Origin of the sequence: Duganella radicis, from assembly GCF_009720825.1 — a bacterium.
GTDB lineage: Bacteria > Pseudomonadota > Gammaproteobacteria > Burkholderiales > Burkholderiaceae_D > Rugamonas > Rugamonas radicis.
Genome location: NZ_WNKY01000034.1, coordinates 40196 through 65430, shown reverse-complemented (window position 1 = coordinate 65430; position 25235 = coordinate 40196). Strand labels below are relative to the sequence as shown.

General features: G+C 63.8%; 27 protein-coding genes and 1 tRNA gene. 15 read left to right on the top strand and 13 right to left on the bottom strand.

The annotated features are described in order from the left end of the window. Positions 1 to 249 precede the first annotated feature (249 nt). From GM676_RS23235 to GM676_RS23225, 3 genes are read right to left on the bottom strand one after another with little or no spacing between them, the layout of a single operon-like run. The gene (locus tag GM676_RS23235; protein ID WP_155466413.1) at positions 250 to 795 is read right to left on the bottom strand and encodes a DUF4865 family protein; all 546 of its coding nucleotides are present in this window, start codon (positions 793 to 795) and stop codon (positions 250 to 252) included. 5 nt (positions 796 to 800) lie between these two features. After that, positions 801 to 1199 carry a tautomerase family protein gene (locus GM676_RS23230; RefSeq protein WP_155466408.1) on the bottom strand — a complete coding sequence of 133 codons (399 nt, stop codon included), beginning with the start codon at positions 1197 to 1199 and terminating at the stop codon, positions 801 to 803. After that, positions 1190 to 1510, bottom strand: coding sequence for a carboxymuconolactone decarboxylase family protein (locus tag GM676_RS23225; RefSeq protein WP_155466407.1), 321 nt, complete (start codon positions 1508 to 1510; stop codon positions 1190 to 1192). The genes GM676_RS23230 and GM676_RS23225 overlap by 10 nt, the downstream gene beginning before the upstream one ends. A 101-nt stretch (positions 1511 to 1611) precedes the next feature. Between GM676_RS23225 and GM676_RS23220 the strand changes: the two genes are divergently transcribed. Then, complete coding sequence (locus tag GM676_RS23220; RefSeq protein ID WP_155466406.1) at positions 1612 to 2478, top strand: LysR substrate-binding domain-containing protein; 867 nt, start codon at positions 1612 to 1614, stop codon at positions 2476 to 2478. Here the strand turns inward: GM676_RS23220 and GM676_RS23215 are convergent. Beyond that, positions 2468 to 3688: a M28 family metallopeptidase gene (locus GM676_RS23215; protein ID WP_155466405.1), complete on the bottom strand. Its 1221-nt coding sequence runs from the start codon at positions 3686 to 3688 to the stop codon at positions 2468 to 2470. The two genes, GM676_RS23220 and GM676_RS23215, sit on opposite strands and share 11 nt — an antisense overlap. A gap of 150 nt (positions 3689 to 3838) precedes the next feature. Here GM676_RS23215 and GM676_RS23210 point away from each other — a divergent pair, with 150 nt between their 5' ends. Continuing rightward, positions 3839 to 5296 carry a sulfatase-like hydrolase/transferase gene (locus tag GM676_RS23210; protein ID WP_155466404.1) on the top strand — a complete coding sequence of 486 codons (1458 nt, stop codon included), beginning with the start codon at positions 3839 to 3841 and terminating at the stop codon, positions 5294 to 5296. A gap of 41 nt (positions 5297 to 5337) precedes the next feature. Next, a tRNA-Gly gene (locus tag GM676_RS23205) sits at positions 5338 to 5411 on the top strand. A gap of 15 nt (positions 5412 to 5426) precedes the next feature. Here the strand turns inward: GM676_RS23205 and GM676_RS23200 are convergent. Continuing rightward, complete coding sequence (locus GM676_RS23200; protein ID WP_155466403.1) at positions 5427 to 5870, bottom strand: MarR family winged helix-turn-helix transcriptional regulator; 444 nt, start codon at positions 5868 to 5870, stop codon at positions 5427 to 5429. A gap of 145 nt (positions 5871 to 6015) precedes the next feature. On the opposite strand from GM676_RS23200, the gene GM676_RS23195 reads away from it, so the two are divergent. Genes GM676_RS23195 through GM676_RS23185 form a run of 3 tightly spaced genes read left to right on the top strand, consistent with a single transcriptional unit; the run spans position 6016 to position 7808 of the window. After that, positions 6016 to 6423 (top strand): organic hydroperoxide resistance protein, encoded by a 408-nt coding sequence (locus tag GM676_RS23195; RefSeq protein WP_155466402.1) that lies wholly within the window; start codon positions 6016 to 6018, stop codon positions 6421 to 6423. A gap of 15 nt (positions 6424 to 6438) precedes the next feature. After that, positions 6439 to 6819 (top strand): GFA family protein, encoded by a 381-nt coding sequence (locus GM676_RS23190; RefSeq protein ID WP_155466401.1) that lies wholly within the window; start codon positions 6439 to 6441, stop codon positions 6817 to 6819. Continuing rightward, positions 6819 to 7808 carry an alpha/beta fold hydrolase gene (locus GM676_RS23185; protein WP_155466400.1) on the top strand — a complete coding sequence of 330 codons (990 nt, stop codon included), beginning with the start codon at positions 6819 to 6821 and terminating at the stop codon, positions 7806 to 7808. The genes GM676_RS23190 and GM676_RS23185 overlap by 1 nt, the downstream gene beginning before the upstream one ends. An 83-nt stretch (positions 7809 to 7891) precedes the next feature. On the opposite strand, the gene GM676_RS23180 is transcribed toward GM676_RS23185, so the two are convergent. Then, positions 7892 to 8818, bottom strand: coding sequence for a hypothetical protein (locus tag GM676_RS23180; protein WP_229262829.1), 927 nt, complete (start codon positions 8816 to 8818; stop codon positions 7892 to 7894). 110 nt (positions 8819 to 8928) lie between these two features. Here GM676_RS23180 and GM676_RS23175 point away from each other — a divergent pair, with 110 nt between their 5' ends. Together GM676_RS23175 and GM676_RS32370 are read left to right on the top strand one after the other, a co-directional pair. Continuing rightward, the gene (locus GM676_RS23175; RefSeq protein ID WP_229262828.1) at positions 8929 to 9918 is read left to right on the top strand and encodes an MFS transporter; all 990 of its coding nucleotides are present in this window, start codon (positions 8929 to 8931) and stop codon (positions 9916 to 9918) included. Beyond that, positions 9888 to 10073 (top strand): hypothetical protein, encoded by a 186-nt coding sequence (locus tag GM676_RS32370; protein WP_229262827.1) that lies wholly within the window; start codon positions 9888 to 9890, stop codon positions 10071 to 10073. Before GM676_RS23175 ends, GM676_RS32370 begins: the two co-directional genes overlap by 31 nt. On the opposite strand, the gene GM676_RS23170 is transcribed toward GM676_RS32370, so the two are convergent. After that, positions 10074 to 11648, bottom strand: coding sequence for a tryptophan halogenase family protein (locus GM676_RS23170; protein WP_155466399.1), 1575 nt, complete (start codon positions 11646 to 11648; stop codon positions 10074 to 10076). 236 nt (positions 11649 to 11884) lie between these two features. Between GM676_RS23170 and GM676_RS23165 the strand changes: the two genes are divergently transcribed. The 5 genes from GM676_RS23165 to GM676_RS23145 all read left to right on the top strand — a co-directional run bounded on the left by GM676_RS23165 (position 11885) and on the right by GM676_RS23145 (position 17644). Further along, positions 11885 to 14347: a TonB-dependent receptor gene (locus GM676_RS23165; protein WP_155466398.1), complete on the top strand. Its 2463-nt coding sequence runs from the start codon at positions 11885 to 11887 to the stop codon at positions 14345 to 14347. A 119-nt stretch (positions 14348 to 14466) separates the two neighbouring features. Continuing rightward, positions 14467 to 15372 carry an alpha/beta hydrolase gene (locus tag GM676_RS23160; protein ID WP_155466397.1) on the top strand — a complete coding sequence of 302 codons (906 nt, stop codon included), beginning with the start codon at positions 14467 to 14469 and terminating at the stop codon, positions 15370 to 15372. Between the two features lie 22 nt (positions 15373 to 15394). Next, a complete protein-coding gene (locus GM676_RS23155; protein WP_155466396.1) occupies positions 15395 to 16210 on the top strand; it encodes a substrate-binding periplasmic protein in 816 nt (271 codons plus the stop codon). Then, on the top strand, positions 16207 to 17343 hold the full coding sequence (gene torT / locus GM676_RS23150; protein ID WP_155466395.1) for a TMAO reductase system periplasmic protein TorT: 1137 nt from the start codon (positions 16207 to 16209) through the stop codon (positions 17341 to 17343). Before GM676_RS23155 ends, torT begins: the two co-directional genes overlap by 4 nt. Before the next feature lie 67 nt (positions 17344 to 17410). After that, complete coding sequence (locus GM676_RS23145) at positions 17411 to 17644, top strand: hypothetical protein (protein WP_155466394.1); 234 nt, start codon at positions 17411 to 17413, stop codon at positions 17642 to 17644. Here the strand turns inward: GM676_RS23145 and GM676_RS23140 are convergent. Both GM676_RS23140 and GM676_RS23135 read right to left on the bottom strand, forming a co-directional pair. Next, positions 17641 to 18396 carry a LytR/AlgR family response regulator transcription factor gene (locus GM676_RS23140; protein ID WP_155466393.1) on the bottom strand — a complete coding sequence of 252 codons (756 nt, stop codon included), beginning with the start codon at positions 18394 to 18396 and terminating at the stop codon, positions 17641 to 17643. The two genes, GM676_RS23145 and GM676_RS23140, sit on opposite strands and share 4 nt — an antisense overlap. Further along, positions 18387 to 19424, bottom strand: a complete 1038-nt coding sequence (locus GM676_RS23135) for a sensor histidine kinase (RefSeq protein ID WP_155466392.1) — start codon at positions 19422 to 19424, stop codon at positions 18387 to 18389. The genes GM676_RS23140 and GM676_RS23135 overlap by 10 nt, the downstream gene beginning before the upstream one ends. A 137-nt stretch (positions 19425 to 19561) precedes the next feature. On the opposite strand from GM676_RS23135, the gene GM676_RS23130 reads away from it, so the two are divergent. Beyond that, on the top strand, positions 19562 to 20608 hold the full coding sequence (locus GM676_RS23130; RefSeq protein WP_155466391.1) for an acyltransferase family protein: 1047 nt from the start codon (positions 19562 to 19564) through the stop codon (positions 20606 to 20608). Here GM676_RS23130 and GM676_RS23125 read toward each other — a convergent pair. Next, positions 20574 to 21857 (bottom strand): MFS transporter, encoded by a 1284-nt coding sequence (locus GM676_RS23125; protein WP_155466411.1) that lies wholly within the window; start codon positions 21855 to 21857, stop codon positions 20574 to 20576. The genes GM676_RS23130 and GM676_RS23125 overlap by 35 nt on opposite strands. 193 nt (positions 21858 to 22050) lie before the next feature. Then, on the bottom strand, positions 22051 to 23391 hold the full coding sequence (locus GM676_RS23120; protein WP_155466390.1) for a GH1 family beta-glucosidase: 1341 nt from the start codon (positions 23389 to 23391) through the stop codon (positions 22051 to 22053). 210 nt (positions 23392 to 23601) lie between these two features. On the opposite strand from GM676_RS23120, the gene trmB reads away from it, so the two are divergent. Then, the gene (gene trmB, locus GM676_RS23115; protein ID WP_155466410.1) at positions 23602 to 24282 is read left to right on the top strand and encodes a tRNA (guanosine(46)-N7)-methyltransferase TrmB; all 681 of its coding nucleotides are present in this window, start codon (positions 23602 to 23604) and stop codon (positions 24280 to 24282) included. On the opposite strand, the gene GM676_RS23110 is transcribed toward trmB, so the two are convergent. Both GM676_RS23110 and GM676_RS23105 read right to left on the bottom strand, forming a co-directional pair. After that, positions 24283 to 24699, bottom strand: coding sequence for a hypothetical protein (locus tag GM676_RS23110; RefSeq protein ID WP_155466389.1), 417 nt, complete (start codon positions 24697 to 24699; stop codon positions 24283 to 24285). Next, complete coding sequence (locus tag GM676_RS23105; RefSeq protein WP_155466388.1) at positions 24696 to 25205, bottom strand: hypothetical protein; 510 nt, start codon at positions 25203 to 25205, stop codon at positions 24696 to 24698. Before GM676_RS23105 ends, GM676_RS23110 begins: the two co-directional genes overlap by 4 nt. Positions 25206 to 25235 lie beyond the last annotated feature (30 nt).

Genomic DNA, 25235 nt, shown 5'->3' with positions numbered 1-25235 from the left:
GTCGCTCGCCATCCGCCAGTTGCCAGCTGCCACCCGCCACCCGCCACCCGCCACCCGCCACCCGCCACCCGCCACCCGCCACCCGCCACCCGCCAGACGCCAGACGCCCCTCGCCCGTCGCTCGCCATCCGTCATCCGCCGTCCGTCATCCGCTGCCCGCCGTCGCGTCCACCGTCGTTGCGCCGCCAGCTTCCTGTCGCCGCAGCGACAGCCCACCGCGCCACCGATCTCGCGCTGGCGCTCGCTGCGCTACATGGCCAGGGCTGGCGCGGAGACATGGCCAACGTGGTAGCGCTGTTCTGCGGCTGCGGCGCTTCCCGGCCCGGGGGCATCGCGCCACAGGCACAGGCGCGTGATGGTCCACGTCACCGACTCGAAGCCGATCACCACAGCCAGCGCACCCTTTGCCAACGCCTCGCGCGCAAACGCCTCCTCCTGCAAGCGCAGTTCCGACAACGCGCTATACGGCGCAATCACCGCGCCACTGCGCGTCGCAAACCGCGCCTCCCGCACCGCCGGGCCAACGTTAGCATGCCAAGGCGTCCAGGTCCTCACCGAGGGCCAGCCAAACGCCCGTGCCACACCCGCAAACGCCGGCCCATTGAGAAACCCATGCATGGCCTCCTCATCGCGCCAAAGATAAAACGGCGCATACGAAGACTCCGGCCCATCCGCATACAGATACGCCTTGAAGACCAATCCCGGCAAACCATCCAGCAACGGCCCTTTCACCGCAATGCGCTCGCGGATCACGCCCATGTCGTAATCCGCCGGCAGCACAAAGCTGTACTGCATCGCAATCACGACCGCGCTCCCAACAAGGAAGCCGCTGGCCGGCCGCCGCCAAACGACCAGTCATCCCCCTGCGAGGACGACACCACCACCATCACATCCTCCGGCCGCAGACCTGGCGACTCCGCCAGCAACTCCACCAGCCGCCGGTAAAACGCCTGCTTCATCTCCGTGCTGCGCGGCTTGCCGATGGTGATCGCGATCAGCACGAAATCATCTGAACGCGGACCACCCTCGTACGAACGGTCGAACATCATCTCGTAGGGCTCATGCTGATGCACCAGCTGGAAGCGGTCATTCTTCGGCACATTGAACGACTCCTCCATCGCCCGTTGCAAACCATCGCCCAGCGCGCGGATGTACTCAGGCGACTTCCCCTTCAACAAAGAAATACGGCTCATAGGCATGATGATTCCTCCGATTGTTTAAGCAGATTGATGGCGGAAGCCGCCGTCGGCCAGCCCGAATAAAACGCCAGGTGCGTTATCAGTTCGGCCAACTCCTCGCGCGAAACGCCGTTGTCTCGCGCCCGCTGCAAATGAAACGGCAACTGCTCCAGCCGGTACAGGGCCACCAGCGCGGCCACCGTCGCCAGACTGCGCTCGCGTGGCGACAGGCCGGGGCGCTGCCAAATATCATCGAACAGCACGCGGTCGGTCAGCTCCGCCAGCTTGGGCGCAATGCCGCCCATCGATTCCTGTCCTGCGCTGGATGCCATGGTATCGCTCCGGTGGTGATTGACAAGGACAAGATACAGGCATAACTTAATCCTGAAAATCAGGAATATTTTGATCAATAGTTCGATAAAGCGGGATGGTTATGCGACGGATTACCTTTGACCTCGATGTCTTGCGCACCTTCGTCACTGGCGTGGACATGGGCAGCTTCGCCAAGGCGGCCGACCGGCTGGGACGCTCCACCTCCGCCGTCAGCGCGCAACTGAAAAAGCTGGAAGATCAACTTGGCATGCCGGTGCTGCGCAGGGAAGGGCGCGGCATGATCACCACGCCGGCCGGCGAATCGCTGCTGGGCTACGCGCGCCGTCTACTGGAACTGAACGACGAAGCCGCAACCGCCGTGCGCGGCGCCGAACTGGCCGGGAGTGTGCGGCTCGGCATCCAGCAGGACTTCGGCGAGCAAATGCTGACCGAAGTGTTGGGCCGCTTCATCCGCGTGCATCCGCAACTGAGGATCGAAGCGCGGGTGGCGCGCAATTCGGAATTGATGGAGCTACTGGGCGGCGGCAAACTGGATCTTGCTCTGGCCTGGGACGGCGGCGCACCCGCACCGCATACGGTGAAGGTAGGGCGCTTGCCAATGCGCTGGATCGGCTCAGCCGACGAAACGCGGCTGTCGCTGTCCGAACACGAACCGCTGCCGCTGGTGATGATGGATGCACCGTGCATCATGCGCAGTGCCGCCACGCGCGCGCTCGATAGCACCGGCACCCCTTGGCGCATCGCCTTCACCAGTCCGGGCTTGTCGGGCGTATGGGCTGCCGCCGTGGCGGGGCTGGGCGTTACCGTGCGCACCGAAATGGGCCTGCCGCCGTCGCTGCGGGTGCTGGACGACCCGCGCCTGCCGCCGCTGCCGGAAGTCGGCCTGCTGCTGCACCGCGCCGAAGCGGAACTGAACCCGCCGGTGCAGCGCCTGCACGATATTGTGCTGGAGGCGCTTACTTCCTGATGCGCACACCGGCCAGTTGCGCCACGCCGGCCAGCGTGGTTTGTGCCGCGTTCAGGCCAAGCAGGAAGTCCTTGTCCGAGTAATTATCGTAGGTGTCGGTCGGCTGGTGCCAGTTCGGATTCCAGCCGGCCCCGATCTGCTGCCCGCGTTCGTTCTCGCGCAGCGAAATCGACGGCACCAGATCCATGAACGGCGTCGAATCGGTATTCGTCATGTGGAAGCCGACAGCGGCCGGATAGTTGGTCGCGTACTTGTCGTTGGCGGCGCGGAAGGCCCACGCCAGCCTGGCCGAACCCTCCGCCTGCCTGGACACCGACTGATACTCGATGTTGACGTCCGCCTCCAGCCGCTGCTCCGGCGGTGAGACGTAAGTGACCTTGCCGTCCGCGCCCACTTTCGGAATCGGCATGCCATGGTCGTACATCATCATGTCGTGCTGGATCATGCCCAGCCACTTCGGTTCCGGATATTTACCCGAGCCTTTGGGCGACTCGATACCCTGCAAATCCTTGCGCTGCTCGACGTAGGCGGCGGCGCCGTTCAGGCCCGTCTCCTCGTTGTTCCACAAGATGAAGCGGATCGAGCGATCGGTCTCCACGCCCGGCATGCTGAAGATGCGCGCCAGCTCCATCACCAGCGCGGTGCCGGAACCGTCGTCATTGGCCGCTTCGCCGAAGCCGATGCCGTCCATGTGGGCGCTGACGATGTACATCTCCTCCGGATGCGTGGTCCCGACCTTGGTGCAGTAGACGTTCTCGCGCAGCGAGGTGCCGACCGGCGTCTGCTCGGCGTTCAGCGCACGCAATCGCTCGTCCGGCTGGCGCATCGGATCGGTATTCACGCCGGTCGGAATGCGATTGCCGAACAGCGTGCTGCCGCCCTGGCCCGGCGGACCGCCGGCGCCGCCGCTCGGAATGCCCGGCGCGCGCTTGGGCGCGGGTTCGCCCGGCGCCGGCTGTGTAAATTGATATTGCAAACGTTCCGTGTTGGTACAACCGTAGGACTTGAGTTGCGCCTCGATCCAATCCAGCGCCTGGCGATTGCGCGCGGTGCCCTGGCGGCGGTCGCCGAATTTTGTCAGCCCCTTGATGGTGGCCTTGTACTTCTCCAGTTCCAGCTGCTTCACCAGTGTGGCAACAGGGTCCGCCTGAGCGGAAGCCAGCGGCGCGGCAAATGCCAGCGCCACGCTCAAACCTAAAACTGCTTTCATATTACGTCCTTGTGGTCAAAGAGGCCGGGACATTGTGCATGAGATAAGGGCGCTTGCGAAGTAAATCTATGTAAGCGCCGCACAACACTACGATACAAAACGAAGGCACACCGCAACTTTGCAGACAAATTGGATAGCGAAGATGGTGGAATGAAAACACATCTCCGATCGCGCATGCTGCGTAGCTGCCTGTACCTGCTGGCCATCTTCCTGTTCTGCTTCAGCTACTGGATTCATCGATCCTTTGGCCAGCCGGATCTGGACCAGATCGCGTACCACATGAACTTCGGTATGGAGCTGATGGACACCGTGGACCCTGCGGTCACCTGGCGCTTTGTGCGCTGGTGCGTGATGGCGCCGCTGGTGCTGCTGGCGCTTCTCTTCTATGTGGAAGCCAAGGTGCGCTGCGTGATCGCGCACGCGCCGCAGTGCTGCCATGTGCTGTTCTATCGCATTCACCGCTGGTTCCCGCAGCTGCTGGTGTTTGGCGCGACCACCTTCTGGATGTGCGATGTATCGGCCTTTAAATATGTAACAGCCGATTTCGGCCCCGATTATTTTGGCGCCAACTACGTTCGACCCAACGCCGTTTCTGTGATAGCGCAGAAGCCGAAAAATCTGATCCTGATTTACGTCGAGAGCCTGGAGCAGAGCTATACCTCGCGCGCCACTTTCGGCCACGACTTGCTGGCGCCGTTGACCGGCTTGCAAGGAACCAGTTTCGATGAGTACCAGCAGGTGCCGGGCACCGGCTGGACCATCGCTGCCATGGTGGCGACCCAGTGCGGCGTGCCGCTGGAGCGCATGACCATCTTTGACGGGAACACGCAGGGGCAGGTGATGAACTCCTTCCTCAAGAACGCTGTGTGCCTGACCGACTTGCTGGCGGAACGCGGCTACCGCAACGTCTTCATGGGCGGCGCCTCGACCAACTTCGCGGGCAAGGACAAATTCCTCAGCCAGCACCACTACCATGAAGTATATGGGCGCGAGGAGTGGCTCAAGAGCGGCGTGTCGACCAGCGACATGAATGGCTGGGGTTTATACGACGCGGACCTGTTCAGCCGCGCCAGGACCAAGCTGCGCGAGTTGAAAGCCTCCGGCGGGAAATTCAACCTGACCTTGCTGACAGTGGATACGCACGAACCGGAAGGGCACCTGTCCTCCCATTGCGCGCAGCGTGGCTTCGCTGGGTTTGAAGGCGTGGTGTCGTGCACGGCGGCCGAGGTGGCGGACTTCGTTCACTATGCGAAGGAGAACGGCTATCTCGAAGACACCAACATCGTGATCCTTGGCGACCACCTGTCGCGCAAAAACCCGCTGACGTCGAAGTTGGTGCAACTGCGCGACCGCACCATCTTCAACAGCTTCATCTCGCAGGACGCGCCGGCGCCGAACCGCAAGGAACTGCTGCACTTCGACCTGATGCCTACCATCCTGGAATTCACCGGCTACGCGGTGAAGGGCGGGCGCATGGGCCTGGGCTACAGCGGCTTCAACCAGCACCCCCTGCAACCACCCAAAGACCGTCTGCCCGAAATGGACAAAAACCTGCTGAATCGCTCGGAGTTGTACATGGCGCTGTGGTCGGACCCGGACGATCACTGAAGTTGTCAATGGCGCATGAAGCCGCGTAAAATGCGTGGCACGCGGGTGTAGTTCAATGGTAGAACGGCAGCTTCCCAAGCTTCATACGAGGGTTCGATTCCCTTCACCCGCTCCAGTCCAATCAAGATCGTTAACCCTTGCCCGGCGCCGCCTTCACCAGGTTGTTGCGCAGCTTGACCACGGCTTTTTGCAGCACCGGGAATTCTTCCGGCGTCAGGCCGGTGGCGTCGCGCAGGTTCATGTGCAGGGCGCTTTCGCGCAGGGCGCGGCCTTCGGCCGTCAGCCCCACACGCACCTGGCGCTCGTCGGCGGCGTCGCGCGCGCGGTGGACGTAGCCCATCGCTTCCAGTTTCTTCAGAATCGGCGTCAGCGTGTTGGATTCGAGATACAGTTTCTCGCCCAGCCCGCTCACGGTCTGGTTGTCTTCTTCCCATAAAGCAATGATGGCGATGTACTGCGTGTACGTCAGCCCCAGCTTGTCCAGGATGGGTTTGTAGGCCTTGCCAAAGGCCAGATTGGCGGAATAGACCGCAAAGCACAGGAAATCCGAGAGTTGCGTGGTCGGTTTGCTCATGAATACCTCCTTCGGTAGATGTCTCGATTATACAGCGGATACGATTTAATCGGAATTGCTTGACACGGCAAAAAATGCTGGTAATATACAACGCATACGCTTCAATCGAATGCGATTTAAATCAACCCAGCCAAAGGAGTTAACCATGAGCAAAGTACTGTACACCGGCAAAACCCACACCACCGGCGGCCGCGAAGGCGCAGCCCGCAGCAGCGATGGCCGTCTGGATATCAAACTGTCCTCGCCCGGCAGCACCGCCGCCGGCACCAATCCGGAGCAGCTGTTCGCCGCCGGCTGGTCGGCCTGCTTCATCGGCGCCATGGGCCTGGTGGCCGGCAAGCTGAAAGTGACGCTGCCGGCCGACCTGTTCGTCGACGCCGAAGTCGATCTGAAAAACGACGACAGCGGTTACTTCCTGGCCGCGCGCCTGAACGTCAGCCTGCCCGGCCTGGACCAGCAAGCCGCCCGCGCGATTGTGGATGGCGCCCATCAGGCGTGCCCATATTCGAAACTGACCCGTAATAACATCGACGTGCAAATCAACCTGATCTGAACGAAGGAGCGCATCATGTCCAACCACGATCTGCACCACGGTTCCTGCCACTGCGGCGCCGTCCAGTTTGAAGTGCGCACCGCGCTGACCCCGGCCGCGCGCTGCAATTGCAGCCTGTGCCGTCGCAAGGGCGCGCTGATGTCGCCGCCGTTCGCGGCGGCCGAGTTGAAGATCGTGAAGGGCGAGGATGCGCTCACCCTCTACCAGTTCAACACCCGCGTGGCCCGGCATTACTTCTGCAAGCACTGCGGCATTTATCCATTCCATCAAACGCGCAAGGACCCGCTGCTGTGGCGCGTGAATATCGGCTGCCTCGACGGCGTCGACCCTTACTCTTTCGAAGCCGGCGTCAATGATGGCGCCAGCCTTTCCACCGTTATCCTGGAGGACGCATAATGAACAAGACCATTCAAGCCATCGCCTTCGCCGGCGCACTGTTCGCCCTGTCGGGCGCCACCCACGCCCAGGCCGCCGACGCGGCCCCGGCCACCTTCAAGACCATCAAGCAGATCAACGCCGGCGAGCTGAATGTCGGCTACGTGGACGAGGGCCCGGCCAACGGCCCGGTGGTGATCCTGCTGCACGGCTGGCCGTATGACATCAACAGCTATATCGACGTGGTGCCCAAGCTGACCGCGCAAGGCTACCGCGTGATCGTGCCGCACCTGCGCGGCTTCGGCACCACCCGTTTCCTCGATCCGAAGGCGGTGCGCAACGGCGAACCGGCCGCATTGGCGACCGATGTGATCGCGCTGATGGATGCGCTCAAGATCGACAAGGCCACGCTGGCCGGCTATGACTGGGGCGCGCGCTCCGCCGACATCGTTGCCGCGCTGTGGCCGGAGCGGGTGAAGGGTCTGGTCTCGGTCAGTGGTTACCTGATCGGCAGCCAGGAGGCGAGCAAGCAGCCCTTGCCGCCGGCGGCGGAACTGCAATGGTGGTATCAGTTCTACTTCGCCACCGAGCGTGGCCGCGCGGGCTACGAGAAGAACCACAAGGACTTCGCCAAATTGATCTGGAAGCTGGCATCGCCGCAGTGGAAGTTCGATGACGCCACCTATGACCGCAGCGCCGTGGCGCTGGAGAATCCGGACCACGCGGCGGTGACGGTGTACAACTACCGCTGGCGCCTCGGCCTGGAATCGGGCGAGGCAAAGTATGCGGATCTGGAAGCGAAGCTGGCCAGGTTCCCGAGCATCTCGGTGCCGACCATTACGCTGGAAGGCGACGCCAATGGCGCGCCGCATCCGGAGCCGGCCAGTTACGCCAAGCGCTTCACCGGCAAGTACAAGCATGAACTGATCGCCGGCGGCATCGGGCACAATCCTCCGCAGGAAGCACCCGACGCCTTTGTCAAAGCGGTGATCGAAGTCGGCAAGCTTTAACGGATCAACGCAATCAGGATGATGATGGGCAGGGGGACGCCGAGCATCCACAGTAGTATCGAGCGCATGGTGTTCTCCTTGTTTTAAATGGTGCGCTGCGTGACCACCACGCGCGCATGATCCCGATTGCGGCCGCCCACGATGGCGGTGACCGCGGCCACGAAAGCGCCCAGCAACAGGGCGACAAACATCCACAGTGCCGAATGGGCCGCGGCCTTGCGTGCTTCCTCGGCCGCCGCCGCGGCTTTGTTTTTGGCGTCGGCCGCCGCCTGTGTGGCCTGGGCGTAGATCAGGTCCACGCGCTGTTCGGCTTCCGCCTGCGTCACGCCGGTGCGCTTGGCGATCAGTTGCGCGAGATAGAGGCGGTCCTCGCCACTGATCTTGCCGGCGGCGAGATCGGTCAGCAGGATGCGGTTGACTTCCGTGCGTTGCGCTTCGGTGGCCACGTCGCCGTTGGGCGAGCGCAGGATCATGTCGGCAAAGTAGGTGTTGGCGCGGCCGTTGTTGCCGGTGGCGTTGGCCGTGGCGGCGCCGGCGGCCGGTGCGGCGGCGGTGGCGACCGCATTGCCGGCATCGATCGCGCCACTCAGGACGGCGCGCGTGCCGCCGCTCACCACCGCCACCATCAGCAGCGTGGCGACGGCCCATGTCAGCAGGCCATGCGCGGTGTCGCGGAAGTACACTTCATCGCCATGGATGGCGGCCCATTTCACGCGCAGGCGCCCGGCCATGTAGCCACCGATGCCGGATGCGGCCAGCTGCATGAAGGCGATCCACACCACGCTGGCGGTGCCGAGCGGCTTGTCGTTGTACTGGTAGGGCGAGACTGAAGACAGGCCCAGGCCCACGCCCAGTATCAGCAAAATGAATGACAACGCCGTGGCGGCTGCGGCGCCGGCCAGGATGGCGCCCCATGAGACGCCGGACTTGAAACCGTCGCCGTCCGCTGCGACTGTGGCGACAGGCGCGCCGGCGCCGGCCACGCCCGCGTGTAAAGTTTGTGTTTGCATGATGGCTCCTTTTCTGTAAGTGAGAGTGATAATGCGCTGACGCGCGTGCCCGGTATGTTCGTGCGCCCACATATGGATATACTGTGGCCCTCATCCATGGAGGCAAATGCATGAATCGTGTCGGACCGCGGCAACGCTTATCTACCCGTCTGGTTTTTCTCGGCAATGGCCTGGCCATGGCGGCATGGGCGCCGCTGGTGCCGTTTGCCAAAGCGCGGCTGGCGCTGGGTGAGGCGGAACTGGGCTTGCTGCTGTTGTGCCTTGGCGGCGGTTCGCTGATGGCGATGCCGCTGACCGGCATGCTGACCGCGCGCTTCGGTTGCCGCCTGGTGATGCTGATTTCCGGTACGCTGGTCTGCCTGTTCGTGCCAGGACTGGCGTTCGCACCCAGCCCGCTGCTGCTGGGCGCCACGCTGTTTGCGGTGGGCGCTTCGATCGGCACGATGGACGTGGCGATGAATGTGCAGGCGGTGATCGTCGAGCGCGAGAGCGGCGGCTCGCTGATGTCGGGCTTCCACGGCTTGTTCAGCGCCGGCGGCTTTATCGGCGCCGGCCTGATGGCGGCGATGCTGTGGGGAGGCGTGACGCCGACCGCATCGGCCGTTGTCATCGTGCTGCTGGTGGCCGCCTTGCTGTTGCTGGCCGCGCCGCACATGCTGCACGGCGCCGATGGCCCGGCGCGCGAGGGGCCGTTGTTCGTGATGCCGCATGGCGCGGTGATTTTCATCGGCGCGCTGTGCTTCCTGTCCTTCCTGTCCGAGGGCGCGATCCTGGACTGGAGCGCGGTGCTGTTGACGATGGAGCAGGGGCTGGACGCCAGCCGTGCCGGCATCGGCTACGCGGCGTTTTCGGTGGCGATGACGCTGGGCCGCCTGACCGGCGACCGTGTGGTGCGCAAGCTTGGCGGCAAGCATGTGCTGCTGCTTGGCGGCTTGTGCGGCGCGGCCGGTTTCTTCCTGTCGGTGCTGGCGACTACGGTGCCGCTGGCGCTGGTGGGCTTTGTGCTGGTGGGACTGGGCGCTCCAACGTGGTGCCTATTTTGTTCACGGCGGCCGGCAACCAGCAGGCCATGCCGGCCAGCCTGGCGATTGCGGCGGTGACCACCCTGGGCTACGCCGGTATCCTGGCCGGGCCGGCGCTGATCGGCTTCGTGGCGCATGCCTCCAGTCTGAACCTGGCCTTTGGCGGCCTGGGTTGCTTCATGCTGCTGATCGCCGCCAGCGCCAGGCTGGGAGCGGCAACCAGACCGGCATAATCAGGCGATCTTGCGTTCGGCGCGCTGCGTCAGGTATTGCACCATGGCGCGGTGTGAGGGCAGGTCGGCCAGGGCGCGCTGCGACATCTGCGCGATCATGGCGAATTCCTTGCGCGCTTCCTCGGTGCGCGGCAGGGTTTTGCCGTTGGCGTACAAGTCGGTCGCGAACTCCATCCCGTACAGCACATACTGCCAGCTCGACGGCGGATACATTTCGTAGTCGACCACGAAGTCCATGCGGTGCGGCGCGCGCTTGCGCCACATGGCCAGCTTGTCCTTCAAGGAATCCGGAATGCTGGCCGGATCGGCGTTATCGATCCAGAACGGGTTGTCGTTGCGCTGCGTGAGGCAGTAATGCAGCTTGACGAAGTCGACGATGCGCTCGTAGCGCGCCTTCATCATCTCGTTGAACACCTTGGCCACCGGTTCGAAATCGCCATCGTGCGGGAACAGATAGCTGACCAGATATGCCGCCGTTTCAATCAGGCCGATGCCCGACGATTCCAGCGGCTCCAGGAAGCCGCCCGACAAGCCGACCGCCACGCAGTTCTTCACCCAGTGCTGGTCGCGGTAGCCGACATTCAGCTTGAGCTGGCGCGGGTTGCGGCCTTCCGCCTGCTTGCCGATGTAGCCGCGCAGGATTTCCTCGGCGCGGGTGTCGTCGGTATGTCGGCTCGAATACACATAACCGATGCCACGGCGGTCATGCAGGCCGATATCCCAGGTCCATCCCGCTTCATGCGCGCTGGCGATGGTGTAGGAGGGGATGGGCGCATCCGGCTGCTCGTACGGCACTTGCATCGCCAAGGCGCGGTCGACGAACAGCACGTCGTTGATGTTGCGGAAGGCGGTGCCCAGCGCATCGCCGATCAGCGCCGCGCGGAAGCCGGTGCAGTCGATGTACAGGTCGGCCGTCAGCTGGCTTTCCTCCTTGGTGTGCACCGCGCCGATGGCGCCATCGTCATCCAGCGACACCCGTTCCACCGTGGCCTGCACATGCTTCACGCCCAGCGATTGCGCGTGGGTGGAGAGCAGGGCGGCGAACTTGCCGGCGTCGAAGTGGTAGGCGTAGTTCAGCGGTCCCATGAAGTCGCCGTCGCTGGGGCGCTTGGGCGCGTGCGAGGCATCGGCCACGCGTTTCTGCATGGTGGCGGCGGCGGCAAACGCCACGTCCTTGCCGGCCGCGCCTTGCAGCCAGTAGGGCAGCAGTTCCGGGCCGCCAGGCCGCTGGCTGGGCACACTGAATGGATGGAAGTAGTGGTCGGCGCCCGGCGCGCCCGGTGCACGCACCCAGTGGTCGAAGCGGATGCCCTGCTTGAAGGTGGCGGTGCATTCGCGGATGAAGCGCGCCTCATCGATGCCGATAGTCGCCAGCGTGCCGCGAATCGACGGGAACGTGCCTTCGCCGACGCCGATGATGCCGATTTCCTTCGACTCCACCAGCGTGATGTTTACCGCATCGGCATCGGCGCCGGTGCCCAGTTGTTTGGCCAAAAAGCAGGCCGTGAGCCAGCCGGCGGTGCCGCCGCCGACGATCAGGACGTTCTTGACGCCATGTTTTGGTAACGTTTTCATACTATGAAGTGTCTCCGAGGCAGAGGTCCCGCAAAAGGCGGAGGCCGGCGATACAACGCTGCAACAATTTTTAATTTGACATCGGTGATCTGAATTATGTACTATGAAATCGATTTCACAAATACAGAAAACGTTTTCATGAAAATTGAAATCGTTTTCACACAACATGAAATCGTTTTCCACGATAAATGGTAGCACCGCCCTCCCCCTCGGCGATCGCTACGCAAAGGAGACTTATGAACGTCCACGTACCGCAGTCCGGGAAGCGCTTGCTGCTGTCCCCTATCTCGATGGCCATCCTCGCCCTGGTGGCCGGCACCAATGTAGTCCACGCTGAAGAAGCCCAGGTCGCCACTGCCGCCGCAGCGCCGGCCGCGGAACAAGCCGCGCCGGCGGAAGCCGGCAAAATCACCGAAGTGTTTGTTACTGCGACGAAGCGCACGACCTCGCTGCAAAAAACCCCGGTGGCCGTGACCGCGCTGAACTCCGCCGCACTGGATGACAACCACGTACAAACCATCCAGGACGTCGTCAATCTGGTGCCGGGCTTCTCGGCCACCGGCCAGGGCGACCACGGCGTGATCACCATGACCCTGCGCGGCATCGGCAACGACTCGGCCAAGACCGAGTACGCCGACCCGGAAGTGGCCAGCTTCGTCGACGGCATCTACTCGCCGCGTCCGGAAGGCGCGACCGCGCTGCTGTTCGACCTGGAGGCGATTGAAGTCCTGCGCGGCCCGCAAGGCACGCTGTGGGGCCGCAACTCGACCGTCGGCGCGGTCAACATGCAGACCGTGAAGCCTGAAATCGGCAGCAACGCCGGCAACTTCGAAGTCGGCTACGGCAACTACACCCGCATCGGCGCCCGTGGCGCGTTCAATATCCCGCTGAGCAACACCATGGCGATGCGCGTGTCCGTGGTGCACGAGCAGCACGACGGCTACGTCGATTACCAGGCGCCGGTAATTCCATCGCTGGCCGCCCAGCAGGCCGCCGCCGCGCCGGGCATCGCCGACTGGAACGCCAAGCACCCGAACAACCCGGTCACCTTCAAGCCGATCAACGAAAACAGCTACATCCGCAACGGCCAGAAGTACAACGCCCAGGACCAGAGCGCGGTGCGCCTGAGCTTCCTGTGGCAGCCATCGGCCGACCTGAAGTGGAACATCTCGTACGAGCACTACGTCGACCGCGGCACGCCCAACATGAACCTGTTGCAGCAGCAGCGTCCAGGCCAGGAGTTCTGGTCGGCCCTGATCGACACCGCGCCTAACGTCAACCGTGATTCCAACTCGGTGCGCAGCCGCGTCGACTACCAGATCAACAACGATGTGGCGCTGGCCTACATCGCCGGCTACTCGCGCTTCAACGGTTCGTCGACCTTCGACCAGGATGGCGGCGCCAATCCGGCCACCAGCTTCACCACCGTGGGCGCTCCGGGCAACGCCGGCTACCAGGCCAACAACACCGTCTGGTCCAAGTACAAGAACTACAGCCATGAGCTGGAGATCATGTCGACCGGCAAACGCGACGTCGACTGGCTGCTGGGCCTGTACTACGCCAACGAAGACAACGGCATCCGCTTCGACATTCCGATCATGAACGGCACCGAGATCGGCACCGTGAGCTGGCAGGGTTCCTTCATCCAGCCGAAGGAGACCGTGGATTCGAAAGCGGCCTTCGGCCAGGCCACCTGGAACGTGAACGACCAGTGGCACCTGACCGGCGGCTTCCGCTACACCTCGGACAAGCGCGAGAACATCGGCGGCACCGGCAACGGCTGGAGCAACTACGATGTACCGCAAGTGCCGGTGAGCCCATCGATGAACCCGCTGGTCCCGGGCGGCAACAACGGCTTCACCACCTACTCGTTCAACAGCGGCAGCTACAGCGACAGCAAGCTGACCGGCCTGGCGCGCGTGACCTACGACATCGACAAGAACAATATGGTGTTCGCGTCGGTATCGACCGGCTACAAGTCGGGCGGTTTGCAGGATGGTGGCCGTCCATACGGTTCCGAGACGCTGACCAACTACGAGATCGGTTCGAAGTCGACCTTCCTCGGCGGTAAAGTCCGCATGAACAACTCGGCCTACTACTCCAAGTTCAAGGGCTTCCAGTTCAGCGCGCCGATCACCAATCCTGACGGCACCCGCGGCCTGGCCACCAACAACGCCGAAGGCGCGACCGTGTGGGGCCTGGAAACCGAGATCGCCGCCAAGATCACGCCGGAAGACCGCGTGCAGCTGACCGCCGCCTACACCAACGCCAAGCTGAAGCACCTGATCGGCGGTTCCAACGACTACAACCTGCCGGCCTGCCCGATCGTTGGCATCAGCACCTGCCTGGACGTGACCGGCAACACCATGCCGCACTCGCCGAAGTTCAGCGCCCAGCTGCAATACCAGCATAGCTTCGCGCTGGCCGACGGCACGCTGATCCCGCGCATCAGCACCCACTACGAAACCGCCAGCTGGCTGAGCGTGTTCAACCTGGGTGAGCCGGATCGCCAGAAGGCTTACAACCGTACCGACCTGGGTCTGCGTTACGACGCCAACTCCAAGTGGTACTTCGACGCCTTCGTCCGCAACGTCGAAGACGGCAAGATCAAGACCAGCGCCATGAACGCCAACGGTCCGTGGCAAGCGCAGTACCTGCCGCCACGTACCTTCGGCATCAACGTGGGCCGCTCGTTCTAAGCAAAGAGTTTTTCATGTAGTCCAGTGTTGTCTGTGGTCTTACAACCCCTCGCGCCTTTACCGGCCGAGGGGTTTTTTTTATGCCATACTCGGAACCTGAGTTATTTGCCGAGGTCCCGATGCCTTTCCTGAGTACCGTGCTTGCCGCCGCGCTGTCCTGTGTTGAACCGCCACCCGATCCCGCCAACACCTACGACGCGCCTCATACCTACGATAAGCTGGTCAAGGAATATCCGCAGATCCGCATCGCCGACGCCATGCTGCCGGCCGGCGTGCGCAAAGTGGCGGACCAGGTGTATGCGCAGCGCGGCGCGCGCTGTCTCCGGCTCGATGCTTATCTGCCGGCCGGCGAACGCTTGCCGGCGGTGGTGTTCGTGCATGGCGGCGGCTGGAAGTCCGGCTACCGTTCGGAATTCGTGCCGATGGCGCTGCGCATGGCGCAACAGGGCTTTGCGGCGGTGACGGTCAGCTACCGCCTGTCCGGCGAGGCGCGCTATCCGGCGGCGGTGCAGGATGTGCAGGCGGCCGTGCGCTGGGTGCGCGAGCATGCGGACGAATTGCACATCGATCCGCAACGGGTGGCGTTGGCCGGTGGTTCGGCCGGCGGCCAGATCGCCGCGCTGGCCGGCGTGACCGGGGAGGGCGTCAAAGCCATCGTCAATATCGACGGCCTGTCCGACTTTACCAGCGAGCTGGCGCTCCAGTACGAGGACGATCCGAAAAAAAAACCTTCCTCCGCCGGCGCCTGGTTTGGCGGCCGCTATGCCGAGCAAGCGGCCTTGTGGCGCGAAGCCTCGCCGATCCGTTATGTTCGTCCCGGCATGCCGGCCGTGCTGTTCATCGGCAGCGGGCAGCCGCGCTTCTCGGCCGGACGCGAGGACATGATGGCGCGGATGGCGCAAGCCGGCGTGGCCAGCGAAAAGCTGATCCTGCCCGATACGCCGCACTCTTTCTGGCTGTTCGATCCTTGGCTACAGCCGACGGTCGATGCCAGCGTGGCGTTCCTGCGTCGGTATCTGCGCTAGCTCGTGCTAGTATAAAAGCACTATGCGAAAGACCATTTCTCTTCTGCTGTCAGTCATACTGGGCGCCAGCGCGCCGCAACAGAGCCATGCGGAGCAGAGAGTAGCGGTCGGCGCCAGTTTCAGCCACATCTTCGAACAGGGCGCCAATGGCCAGTGGCAGGGACTGGGCGTGGACGTGTTGCGCACGCTGGCCGCGCGCGCCGGCGATACCATTCTGTTTCAGCTCTATCCCTGGCCGCGCGCGCAAGCCATGGTGGAACGGGCGCAGGCCGACATTTTGATCGGGCCTTATAAATCGCCGGAGCGGATGGCGCGCTTTTCCTTCCTCGATCATGGCTTTTACCGCGACCGCATGGTGTTTTACGCGCGCCGCGACGCCGAGCTGCCGTGGCGCGGCGAGCTGGCGGCCTTGAAGTCGCGCCGCATCGCCACCGTGCGTGGCTGGCACTACGGCGCCCAGTTCGACCTGGTGCGCCCGCAGCTGGATGTGAGCGAAGTGCCGCAACTGGAAAACGGCTTGCAGATGCTGGCCATGGGCCGGGTCGATCTGCTGGCCACCAATGAACGCAACAGCACCGGTTTGATCGACGGCCTGCATCTGGCCGAGTCGCTGACGGCGCTGTGTCCCGACATTGCGCAACTGGACGGTTATCTGGCCTTCCCGCGCGATCCCAAATTCAGCGCGGTGCGCGACCGCTACAACGCCCTGTTCAACGAGATGGTGCGCTCGGGTGAACTGGCGCGGCTGGGCGCGCGCAACGGTGTGCTGGTGCCGCTGGGCGAGAGCGCGGCGCGCGCGCCGGCGGCATGCGGCGACAAACACAGGACCGGACCATGAAGAAACCCGTTTTAAGCTTGGCGTTGCTGGCCGCATGCATGGGGCCGACGCTGCCGGCGCTGGCGGAGCCGGGCGCCAGGTTCGCGCCGATCCCGGTGCAGTCGATCTTCCGCCCGGTGCAGCCCAACGGCACGGCCGACGATGCGCTGGCCAGCGGCCGCGTGGTGCTGGGCCAGTACGCGCCAGCCGCGCATGCCAGCAAGCGCTGGCGCATCGCCTTCCTGTTCCCGCACATGAAAGACCCTTACTGGAGCGGCTGCGCCTATGGCGTGATCAGCGAGGCGCGCAGGCTGGGCGTGGCGGCCGACATTCTGCCCGCCACCGGCTACGACGATCTGCAAGGCCAGTTGCAAAAGATGGACGAAGCCATCGCCGCCAAATATGACGCCATCGTCATCTCGCCGATCAGCATGACGGCCAATAACCATTCCATCGCGCGGGCGCGCGCGGCCGGCATCCCGGTGCTGGAACTGGCCAACGACAGCCGCAGCGATGACCTGAATCTGAAAGTTACCACTTCGCTGCGCGGCATGGGTCAGGAAGCCATGCGCTGGGCCATCCGCGATGCCCAACAGCGCGGCCTCAAGTCGATCAACGTGGCTCTGCTGCCCGGGCCGATGGGCGCGGGCTGGGTGAAAGGGGAGGTGGACGGTTCGCGCATCGCCGCGCAGGAAGCGCCGATTGAAGTCAACATTCTCGATATCCGCTATGGCGACAGCGAGCGCGGGCTGCAAGCGCAGCTGACCGGGCGCATCCTGGCGCGGCATGGCAACCGGCTCGACTACCTGCTGGGCTGCACCGGCTGCGCGCCGGCGGCGCTGGCTCCGATCAAGGCGGCCGGCCTGGCCGACAAGATCCGCGTGGTGGCCTATGACCTGACCGGCGAGATCGCTCACCTCATCCGCAGCAAGGAAATCTACGCGGCGGCCGACACCAAGGGCGTGAGCCAGGCGCGGGTGGCGATCAACGCGGCGGTCAACCTGCTGGAGGGGCGCAACAAGGAGCAGCCGCACACCATTCTCATCAAGCTGGGCATGCTGGATCAGCAAAACCTCGGCAGCTATCCGTTTGATACCTCGGTGGCGCCGGACGGCTACAAGGTGGTGCTGTCGCACGACCCGGCCAGGGAATAAGCCTACCGTACGCGCATCCGGCCCCATCTTGCGTTACTCTATGCGGGTGAAAAATGAGGAGGTCGTCATGAAACCGGAATACGACAGGCGCCAGCGGCCGCAAACGTCGGACACCGCTGGCTGGCATTCCTATGATTTTATCGTTCGGCAGGCGTTGCAGGTGCAGCGCGACGTCGGCACGCCCGGCGCGGTGGAGCTGTTGCAGAGCATGGGGCTGAATCCGCAAGTGATCGCCCGCGTGCTGGCGCCCGAGCGCCGTGTGCGCGAGGAAGACCTGCGCTCCCTGGCCGGCGAAGCTTAAAGCCGGGCGCGGACGTCCTGCACATGGCGTTCGCTGACGGCCAGGCGCGCGCCGCAGGCCAGCGCCAGTTCGTAGCGGCCGTCGCCCACCACCGACAAGCGCTTGATCTGCGTCTGCCGCACGATGGCGCTGCGGTGCACGCGCACAAATTCGCCGGGCAGCAGCAGCTGCTCCAGCCGGGCCAGCGGCATGCGGTGCAGTACCATGCGCGCCGCCAGATGCAGTTCCACATAATTCCCTGCCGATTGCAGCCACAGGATGTCCGCCACCCGGATCTGCTCTATGTATCCTACCGAACGTACGCTGAGCATTTCGGCATGCGTTGGCTGCGCGGCGGCGGCATAGTTGCGCAGGGCGTCGCGGTAGCCGTCGCTGTGGCGGTAGGCCAGCATGGAGGCGGCGCGCTCGACCGCCTGCGCCAGCCGGCGGTCGTCGATGGGCTTGAGCAGGTAATCCAGCGCGTGCACTTCAAACGCATCCAGCGCGTGGGTGTTGTAGGCGGTGACGAAGACGATCAGCGGCGGCGACGCCAGCCGGCTCAGTTCACGCGCCAGTTCCAGGCCGCTTTCGCGCGGCATCTGGATATCGAGGAAGATCACATCGGCCGGTGTTTCGGCCAGCGTGCCGCGTGCTGCGGCGGCGTTGTCGCATTCGGCCAGCAGTTGCCAGTCCGGATGCGCGGCCAGCGCCAGGCGCAGATTGGTGCGGCCGGGCGCTTCGTCATCGACGATGAGGTAGCGGATCACTCCCATGGCAGCTGGATCTCCGCGTAAAAGCGTTCGCCGCGCTGATCGGCGTGCAGCGCGGCCGCTGGATTGAAGATGCGTAGGCGTTCGCGCGTGTTCTGCAAACCCAGGCCGGTGCCGGGATTGGCCGGCGCGTGGGCGCTGATCGGATTGGAGACGCTGATCAGCAGCAGGTCGTCCTGCTGCGCGATCCGCACGCGGATATCGCTGGCGCCATTGTGGCAATCGAGGTCGTGGCGCAGCGCGTTCTCGATCAGTGGTTGCAGCAGCAGTGGCGGGCAGGATGCCTCGTGCAGTTGCGGATCGTCGCATTGGACGTGCAGTTGCAGGCGCTCGCCATAGCGCAGGCGTTGCAGGTCGGCGTAGTCCTGCACGAATTGCAACTCCTCGCCCAGCCGCACGGCGTCGCGCAGGCTGGCCGACAGCGCGTAGCGCAGCAAGTCGCTCAGGCGGCTGATGCCTTGCAGCGACACCGCCTTGTCGCCGTCGCGCACCAGGGCGCTGATGGCGTTCAACGCGTTGAAGATAAAGTGCGGCTCCAGTTGCGCGCGCAGCGCCAGCATGCGCTGCTGCTCCAGTGCCAGCGACATTCCCAGCAAGGCCACCTCGCGCGCCCGCGCCAGCCGCCAGTTGCCGATGGCGACGATGATGGCGTAGGTGGCGCCGGTGATGAACCAGCTAAAGCGTCGCATGCGCAGGCGCGCCAGGTAGACGCTTTGCAGACCGAGGGCATCGCTCTCGCGCACCCAGTCCAGGTACAGCCATTGCAGCGGCGGGAACAGCACCATCACCACCACGAACAATATCAGCACCTTGCGCCACGAGGCGAACAGCGTGGGCCAGCGCAGCAGGGCGAGGCACAGCGCGGAACTGAGGGCCATCATCGGCACGTAGTCGATGCACCATTGCTGCCACAGGCGCAGGTAGCCGCTGGCGGTGGCCGCGCCATAGGCGCCGATGGCGCTGATTGCAATCCACGCCAGCACGTTCAGTGCCAGCATTCTGGCGGCGGCGTAGACGGGGGAAGTATTCATCGGCAGCGAGTATAGCAGGGGGCTTTACGCCGCTTGAGGGCGCGCGTCACGCCGATTCCGGTTTTCGTCCCACAGCGGATTGCCGAAGCGGCGCGGCGGCGGCAGAATCGCCGTTCCCATTCACAGAAAAGGAAATCATGACTTCGCGGATACACGGCCTGGACACTTTGCGCGCGCTGGCCATCATACTGGTGCTGATGTACCACTACGGCGTGGTGGCCGGCGGCAGCGACTTCGGCGCGCCGGGCCGCGTCGGCTGGGCCGGCGTCGATCTGTTTTTCGTGTTGAGCGGCTACCTGATCGGCAACCAGATCGTGGCGCAGCGCGTACCGCTGGCGACTTTCTTCGGCCGCCGCCTGCTGCGCACCCTGCCCAACTACTATGTGGTGCTGGCCGCGTACTGGCTATTCCCGGCGGTGCTGGCAGGAAGCGCCACCGCGCCGCTGTGGCGCTTCCTGACCTTTACGCAGAACTTCGGCCTGCAATACGGCCAGACCTTCACCCACTCATGGTCGCTGTGCATCGAGGAGCAGTTTTACCTGATCCTGCCGCTGGCCTTCCTGCTGCTGCGTCGTCCGCGCTGGGCGTGGCTGGCGATGACGCTGGCCGTGTGCGCCGCCATCGCGTTCCGCGCGCAGGCATGGAGCGACGGCCGCACGCCGTTTTCACAGGAACTGTACTACTCCAGCTTTGCGCGCTTCGATGAATTGCTGCCGGGCGTGGCGATCGCCATGTTGAAGCACTACCACCAGCCGCTGTATGAGCGCATCCTGCGGCATGGCCGGCTGCTGCTGGCAGTGGGGCTGGCGATGAGCATCTGGTTGCTGGCGCACTTTGAGGATGAAACGCTGTTCATCACCGCCTTCGGCTTCACGCTGCTGTCGATGAGTTTCGGCTTGCTGGTGCTGGCGGCGCTGGGACCGATGGGCCGCGTGCGCGTGCCCGGTGCGGAAAGCCTGGCGCTGTGGTCTTATGCGATCTACCTCGCGCACAAGCCGCTGTTCAAGGTGGTGTCGGAAGGTATGGGAATCGACAAGCATGGCGCACCCGGCATCGCGCTGGTCATGCTGGCCGGTGTGGCGGGCGGCTGGCTGCTCTACCGTCTGGTCGAGCAGCCCTGCATGCGCCTGCGGGCGGCGTGGTTTCCGCTTACTCCTTATTGTGGAACGGCGCGAACCACGTAACCAGGAAGGATGGAATGGTGGCCGCCATCACCAGCCAGAAGTAGTGCACATAGCCCAGCAGCTGTTGCAGGTGGCCGCTGACCACGCCGGTCACCATCATGCACAGACCCATCAGGCCGGTGCCGAAGGCGTAGTGGGTGGTGGTGTACTTGCCCGGCGCCAGTTGCTGCATCAGGTAGATCATGAAGCCCACCGAGCCGAAGCCGAAGAAGAACTTCTCGACCGCCACACCGGCGCAGATCATGATCAGGTTGTCCGGCTGGTAAATCGACATCAGCAGGAACGTCACGTTCGGGATGTTGACCGCGCAGCACAGGATGAACAGGGTTTTGTGCAGGCCGCGGCGCGCCACGAAGATACCGCCCAGCAGGGAGCCCAGCAGCACGGCGATCAGGCCGTAGGTGCCGTAGATCAGGCCCAGCATCTCGTTCGACAGACCCAGGCCGCCTTGCGCCACCGGGTCCACCATGAAGAAGGGGCCGATTTTTTCCAGCAGGCCGATACTCAGGCGGAACACGAAGGCAAAGCCCACCATCAGCCAGACGTCGCGCTTCTGGAAGAAGGTGACGAAGGAATCCTTGAGGATGAAGGCCGCTTCGGCCACCGATTTCGGCGCGTTCTCGGCCTTGGCGCCTTCCGGCATCACGCGCATATGCCACAGCGCGGTCAGGATGGTGATGCCGGCCACGATGAAGAAGATGATGCGCCACGAGTCGATCCACTCCGGACCGAACACGCCGGCCTGGTGCTTGAAGTAGTGGGTGTGCAGCCAGCCGCTCAGATACACCATGCCGCCCGAGGCGACGATGGGACCGATGTTCCAGCTCAGGCTCTGGATGCCGCAGAACAGCGACTGGGTCTTGGTGTCCAGCGCGGTGACATAGACGCCGTCCGAGGCGATGTCCTGCGTCGCGCCCACCAGCGACAGCACACCGAACAGGACCACCATGATGATCATGTAATCCGGCAGCGACATCGCCAGCGCCACGCCGGCAAAGCCGGCGCCAACGATCAACTGCGCCGCCAGCACGAAGAATTTCTTGGTGCGGTACATTTCGACAAACGGCGCGAACAGCGGCTTGATGGTGTACGCCAGGATCAGGTAGCTGGCGTATTGCGCGGCCTGGCCATTGTCCATGCCGAGGTTCTTGAACATGATGGAGGTCACGCTGGTGAGCATCATGTAGGTCAGCGCCATGGCGAAATAGCCGCTCGGCACCCACAGCATGGGCGTGCCGCGCGCGAACATGGCGCGGAACAGGGATGGCGGCTGGGCGCCCGGAGACTGCTGATCCGGCAGCTCTTGCTGCACGTTTTGCGCGGTGGTCATAGTGTCGTCCTCGTTATTCTCGGTCGGAGTGTAGCACCAGCTCTGCGGCCGGCTTGAATGGATGCCGCCGGTCCTGTGGCCAGGACCGGCGGCGGTACTACTGTTGCGTTGCTCAGGCGGCGTGCGCGGTCTTCTGCGGGCGCTGCTGGATCAGGTAGTCGCGATACCACAGCGCGCTGTGTTTCAAGGTGCGCTTCTGCGTGGCGTAGTCCACGTGGACGATGCCGAAACGCTTGGCATAGCCCGAGTTCCATTCAAAGTTGTCCAGCAGCGACCACAGGAAGTAACCCTGGATGTTCACGCCTTGCAGGCGGGCGTCGTTCAGGGCTTTCAGGTGGCGCTTGACGAAATCGATGCGCGCTTCGTCCGGCACTTCGCCGTTGACGATGGTGTCCGGATTGGCCATGCCGTTTTCGGTGATGTAGATCGGCGGCAGTTCGTAGGCGGCGTGCAGCTTGAGCAGCAGTTCGGTCAGGCCGTCCGGGAAGATTTCCCAGCCCATGTCGGTCTTGCCCAGTTTGCACTCCGGCTGGCGCGGCGGGGTTTCGGTTGAGCAGAAGGCGCGGAAGTAGTAGTTCACGCCCAGGAAGTCGATCTTCTGGTGGGCGATGGCCAGGTCGCCGTCCTGCACCACCGGCGCGTTGTCGCCGTGGACCTTGAGCGCGTACTCGGGGTATTTGCCCTTGAAGATAGGGTCCATGAACCATTCGACCGAGCGCGAGTACTCGAATTCGGCGGCGGCCTTGTCGGCTTCGCTGTCGGTGGCCGGATCGGCGGTCCACTGGTTCAGGACGATGCCCAGCTGGGCCGAGCTGCCGACCTTGCGCATGGCGCTCATGGCCAGGCCGTGCGACAGCACCAGGTGGTGCGATACCTGGATCGATTGTTTCAGGTCGGCCACGCCCGGCGCGAATTGCGCGTTGCCGTAGCCGAGGTTGGCCGTGCACCACGGCTCATTGTGGGTTGCAATCGTTTTCACGCGATTGCCGAAGCGGCGTGCCACCTCGGCCGCGTACTCGGCGAAGTGGTAGGCGGTATCGCGGTTCAGCCAGCCGCCTTCGTCTTGCAGGCCTTGCGGCAGATCCCAGTGGTACAGGGTGATGTGGGCGGCGATGCCTTTGGCTTCCAGTTCCTTCAGCAGGCGGTCGTAGAAATCCCAGCCGGCTTCGTTCCAGGCGCCTTTGCCTTGCGGCTGCACGCGCGACCAGGCCATCGAGAAGCGGTAGGCGTCCACACCCAGGCTGGCCATGATGGCCACATCTTCAGGGTAGCGGTGGTAGTGGTCGCAGGCGACGTCGCCGTTGGTGCCGTCGATGACTTTGCCGGGCGTGTGGCTGAAAGTGTCCCAGATCGATGGTCCTTTGCCGTCGGCGCTGGCGCCGCCTTCAATTTGGAATGCACTGGTGGCGACGCCCCAGGTGAACGAGGGTGGGAATTGCGTGAAATCGGTCATTTTTTAATAAGTTTGTCAGGATCGAAATGGAGGGCATTGCTACGTTTGAAAACGATTTCACGCCTCAGGTGACGATTAGACCTCAACTGTCTGCGAGTGTCAATCGATTTGGAAAAACAAGAGGTTAAGCCTGATATAATGCCGCCTCAATAAATTCTGTTCACGCCTATCATGTCTTCCGAAACGCCTAAAGACGGCCCAGCGCGGCCGATGCTGTACGACCCGACCGAACACCGCATCCGCAGCTTCGTGACCCGTGCCGGCCGCCTGTCGACGGCGCAGGCGCGTTCGCTGGAAGAACTGGGACCGAAGTTCCTGATCGAGTACGCCAAGGCGCCGCTGGATTATGCGCAGGCGTTTGGCCGCAAGGCGCCGGTGGTGCTGGAAATCGGCTTTGGCATGGGCGGCACCACGGCGCACATCGCCGGCGTGATGCCGGAGAAGGACTTCATCGGCGTGGAAGTGCATACGCCGGGCGTGGGCAGCCTGCTCAAGCTGATCAACGAGCAGGGGCTGACCAATCTGAAGGCCATCCAGCACGACGCGGTGGAAGTATTGAACTTCATGATTCCGGATGGCTCGCTGCATGGCGTGCATATCTACTTCCCGGACCCCTGGCACAAGGCGCGCCACAACAAGCGCCGCCTGATCCAGGCGCCGTTCGTGAAGCAGCTGGTGCGGAAGCTGGAGGTGGGCGGCTATATTCACCTGGCCACCGACTGGGAAGATTATGCGGTGCAGATGCTGGAAGTACTGAGCGCGGAAGAGGGCTTGCAGAACACCGCCGACGGCTACGCGCCGCAACCGGCGTATCGCCCGCTGACCAAGTTTGAAAACCGCGGCCTGAAGCTGGGCCATGGCGTGTGGGATCTGGTCTTCACCAAGAAGTAATCACTTCGGTGGCGCCGCGTTGTGCAGCGCCGCGTCGATGCGCTGCATCACCTCATCCGGCGTCGCCTTGGTGCACCACAGGCGGCGCTCGTCGTAGATTTTTTCCGATAGCTTACCCTTGCCGTCGCGACCCGGCAGATCCACCCACGCCAGCATGCACGCCGGCGCTTCGTTCTTTTGCAGCAGCACCAGCTGCTGCTTGGCGGGCGTGCTGCGCAGCGTGTAGCGGATATGCGCCGCCGCCAGTGCCCCGGCCACCTTGGCGATGGCAGGCCCCTGCGGCACGCCACGCTCGGTGTAGTGATACGGTGAGCGCTCGTTGTAGTGCACGATCAGCGGCGAAGCAGCTGCTTGCGCCTCGGCGGCCATCGCGGCGGCCGCCCATGCTGCGGCGAGGCGGGCCGGGGGAATCATCATTTCTCCAGCGGCTCCACGTCCAGCACCACCACGTACTGCAAGCGCTTGCCTTCCCACAGCGCGCCGCCGCGTACCTGGGCGTCGGTGGTGCTGAGCTGTCCCTTGGCTTCCTTCTTGCGCAGCAGCTCGCGGAACTTGATGGCCGCCTTCGGCGACAGATAGCCGACCATGCGGCCTTCGATGAACACCGCCACCGCCTCATTCTCGTAGGCGTTATGATCGTCCGGCATCAGCGTTGCCACGTACCGCGTGGCGGCTGCCTGGTCGCCATGTTCTCCTGCCAGCGCTTTTAAAGCGGGCTGGTAGCGCGACTCGGTCATCACCTCCACCATGAAACAGCCGCCGTCCGACCAGTGCAGCGCGGGCGCGGTATCCGGCAGTTTGGGCTCATACGGCACGCCGCCCGGCAGCGGCAGCGGCTTGGGCTGGTTCGGATTGGTCTTGATGATCGCGTACACCACGGCCGCCGTGGCGATGATGATCAACAGGGAAATGGCGAGGGTCATGGCGCGTCTGTTTATACAAAGGCCGATATC

What these genes read in the sequence shown, in the direction of transcription:
- GM676_RS23235 (WP_155466413.1), bottom strand. Translation starts at nt 795, where the DNA reads ATGCAGTACAGCTTTGTGCTGCCGGCGGATTACGACATGGGCGTGATC.
- GM676_RS23230 (WP_155466408.1), bottom strand. Translation starts at nt 1,199, where the DNA reads ATGCCTATGAGCCGTATTTCTTTGTTGAAGGGGAAGTCGCCTGAGTAC.
- GM676_RS23225 (WP_155466407.1), bottom strand. Translation starts at nt 1,510, where the DNA reads ATGGCATCCAGCGCAGGACAGGAATCGATGGGCGGCATTGCGCCCAAG.
- GM676_RS23220 (WP_155466406.1), top strand. Translation starts at nt 1,612, where the DNA reads ATGCGACGGATTACCTTTGACCTCGATGTCTTGCGCACCTTCGTCACT.
- GM676_RS23215 (WP_155466405.1), bottom strand. Translation starts at nt 3,688, where the DNA reads ATGAAAGCAGTTTTAGGTTTGAGCGTGGCGCTGGCATTTGCCGCGCCG.
- GM676_RS23210 (WP_155466404.1), top strand. Translation starts at nt 3,839, where the DNA reads ATGAAAACACATCTCCGATCGCGCATGCTGCGTAGCTGCCTGTACCTG.
- GM676_RS23200 (WP_155466403.1), bottom strand. Translation starts at nt 5,870, where the DNA reads ATGAGCAAACCGACCACGCAACTCTCGGATTTCCTGTGCTTTGCGGTC.
- GM676_RS23195 (WP_155466402.1), top strand. Translation starts at nt 6,016, where the DNA reads ATGAGCAAAGTACTGTACACCGGCAAAACCCACACCACCGGCGGCCGC.
- GM676_RS23190 (WP_155466401.1), top strand. Translation starts at nt 6,439, where the DNA reads ATGTCCAACCACGATCTGCACCACGGTTCCTGCCACTGCGGCGCCGTC.
- GM676_RS23185 (WP_155466400.1), top strand. Translation starts at nt 6,819, where the DNA reads ATGAACAAGACCATTCAAGCCATCGCCTTCGCCGGCGCACTGTTCGCC.
- GM676_RS23180 (WP_229262829.1), bottom strand. Translation starts at nt 8,818, where the DNA reads ATGCAAACACAAACTTTACACGCGGGCGTGGCCGGCGCCGGCGCGCCT.
- GM676_RS23175 (WP_229262828.1), top strand. Translation starts at nt 8,929, where the DNA reads ATGAATCGTGTCGGACCGCGGCAACGCTTATCTACCCGTCTGGTTTTT.
- GM676_RS32370 (WP_229262827.1), top strand. Translation starts at nt 9,888, where the DNA reads ATGCCGGCCAGCCTGGCGATTGCGGCGGTGACCACCCTGGGCTACGCC.
- GM676_RS23170 (WP_155466399.1), bottom strand. Translation starts at nt 11,648, where the DNA reads ATGAAAACGTTACCAAAACATGGCGTCAAGAACGTCCTGATCGTCGGC.
- GM676_RS23165 (WP_155466398.1), top strand. Translation starts at nt 11,885, where the DNA reads ATGAACGTCCACGTACCGCAGTCCGGGAAGCGCTTGCTGCTGTCCCCT.
- GM676_RS23160 (WP_155466397.1), top strand. Translation starts at nt 14,467, where the DNA reads ATGCCTTTCCTGAGTACCGTGCTTGCCGCCGCGCTGTCCTGTGTTGAA.
- GM676_RS23155 (WP_155466396.1), top strand. Translation starts at nt 15,395, where the DNA reads ATGCGAAAGACCATTTCTCTTCTGCTGTCAGTCATACTGGGCGCCAGC.
- torT (WP_155466395.1), top strand. Translation starts at nt 16,207, where the DNA reads ATGAAGAAACCCGTTTTAAGCTTGGCGTTGCTGGCCGCATGCATGGGG.
- GM676_RS23145 (WP_155466394.1), top strand. Translation starts at nt 17,411, where the DNA reads ATGAAACCGGAATACGACAGGCGCCAGCGGCCGCAAACGTCGGACACC.
- GM676_RS23140 (WP_155466393.1), bottom strand. Translation starts at nt 18,396, where the DNA reads ATGGGAGTGATCCGCTACCTCATCGTCGATGACGAAGCGCCCGGCCGC.
- GM676_RS23135 (WP_155466392.1), bottom strand. Translation starts at nt 19,424, where the DNA reads ATGAATACTTCCCCCGTCTACGCCGCCGCCAGAATGCTGGCACTGAAC.
- GM676_RS23130 (WP_155466391.1), top strand. Translation starts at nt 19,562, where the DNA reads ATGACTTCGCGGATACACGGCCTGGACACTTTGCGCGCGCTGGCCATC.
- GM676_RS23125 (WP_155466411.1), bottom strand. Translation starts at nt 21,857, where the DNA reads ATGTTCGCGCGCGGCACGCCCATGCTGTGGGTGCCGAGCGGCTATTTC.
- GM676_RS23120 (WP_155466390.1), bottom strand. Translation starts at nt 23,391, where the DNA reads ATGACCGATTTCACGCAATTCCCACCCTCGTTCACCTGGGGCGTCGCC.
- trmB (WP_155466410.1), top strand. Translation starts at nt 23,602, where the DNA reads ATGCTGTACGACCCGACCGAACACCGCATCCGCAGCTTCGTGACCCGT.
- GM676_RS23110 (WP_155466389.1), bottom strand. Translation starts at nt 24,699, where the DNA reads ATGATGATTCCCCCGGCCCGCCTCGCCGCAGCATGGGCGGCCGCCGCG.
- GM676_RS23105 (WP_155466388.1), bottom strand. Translation starts at nt 25,205, where the DNA reads ATGACCCTCGCCATTTCCCTGTTGATCATCATCGCCACGGCGGCCGTG.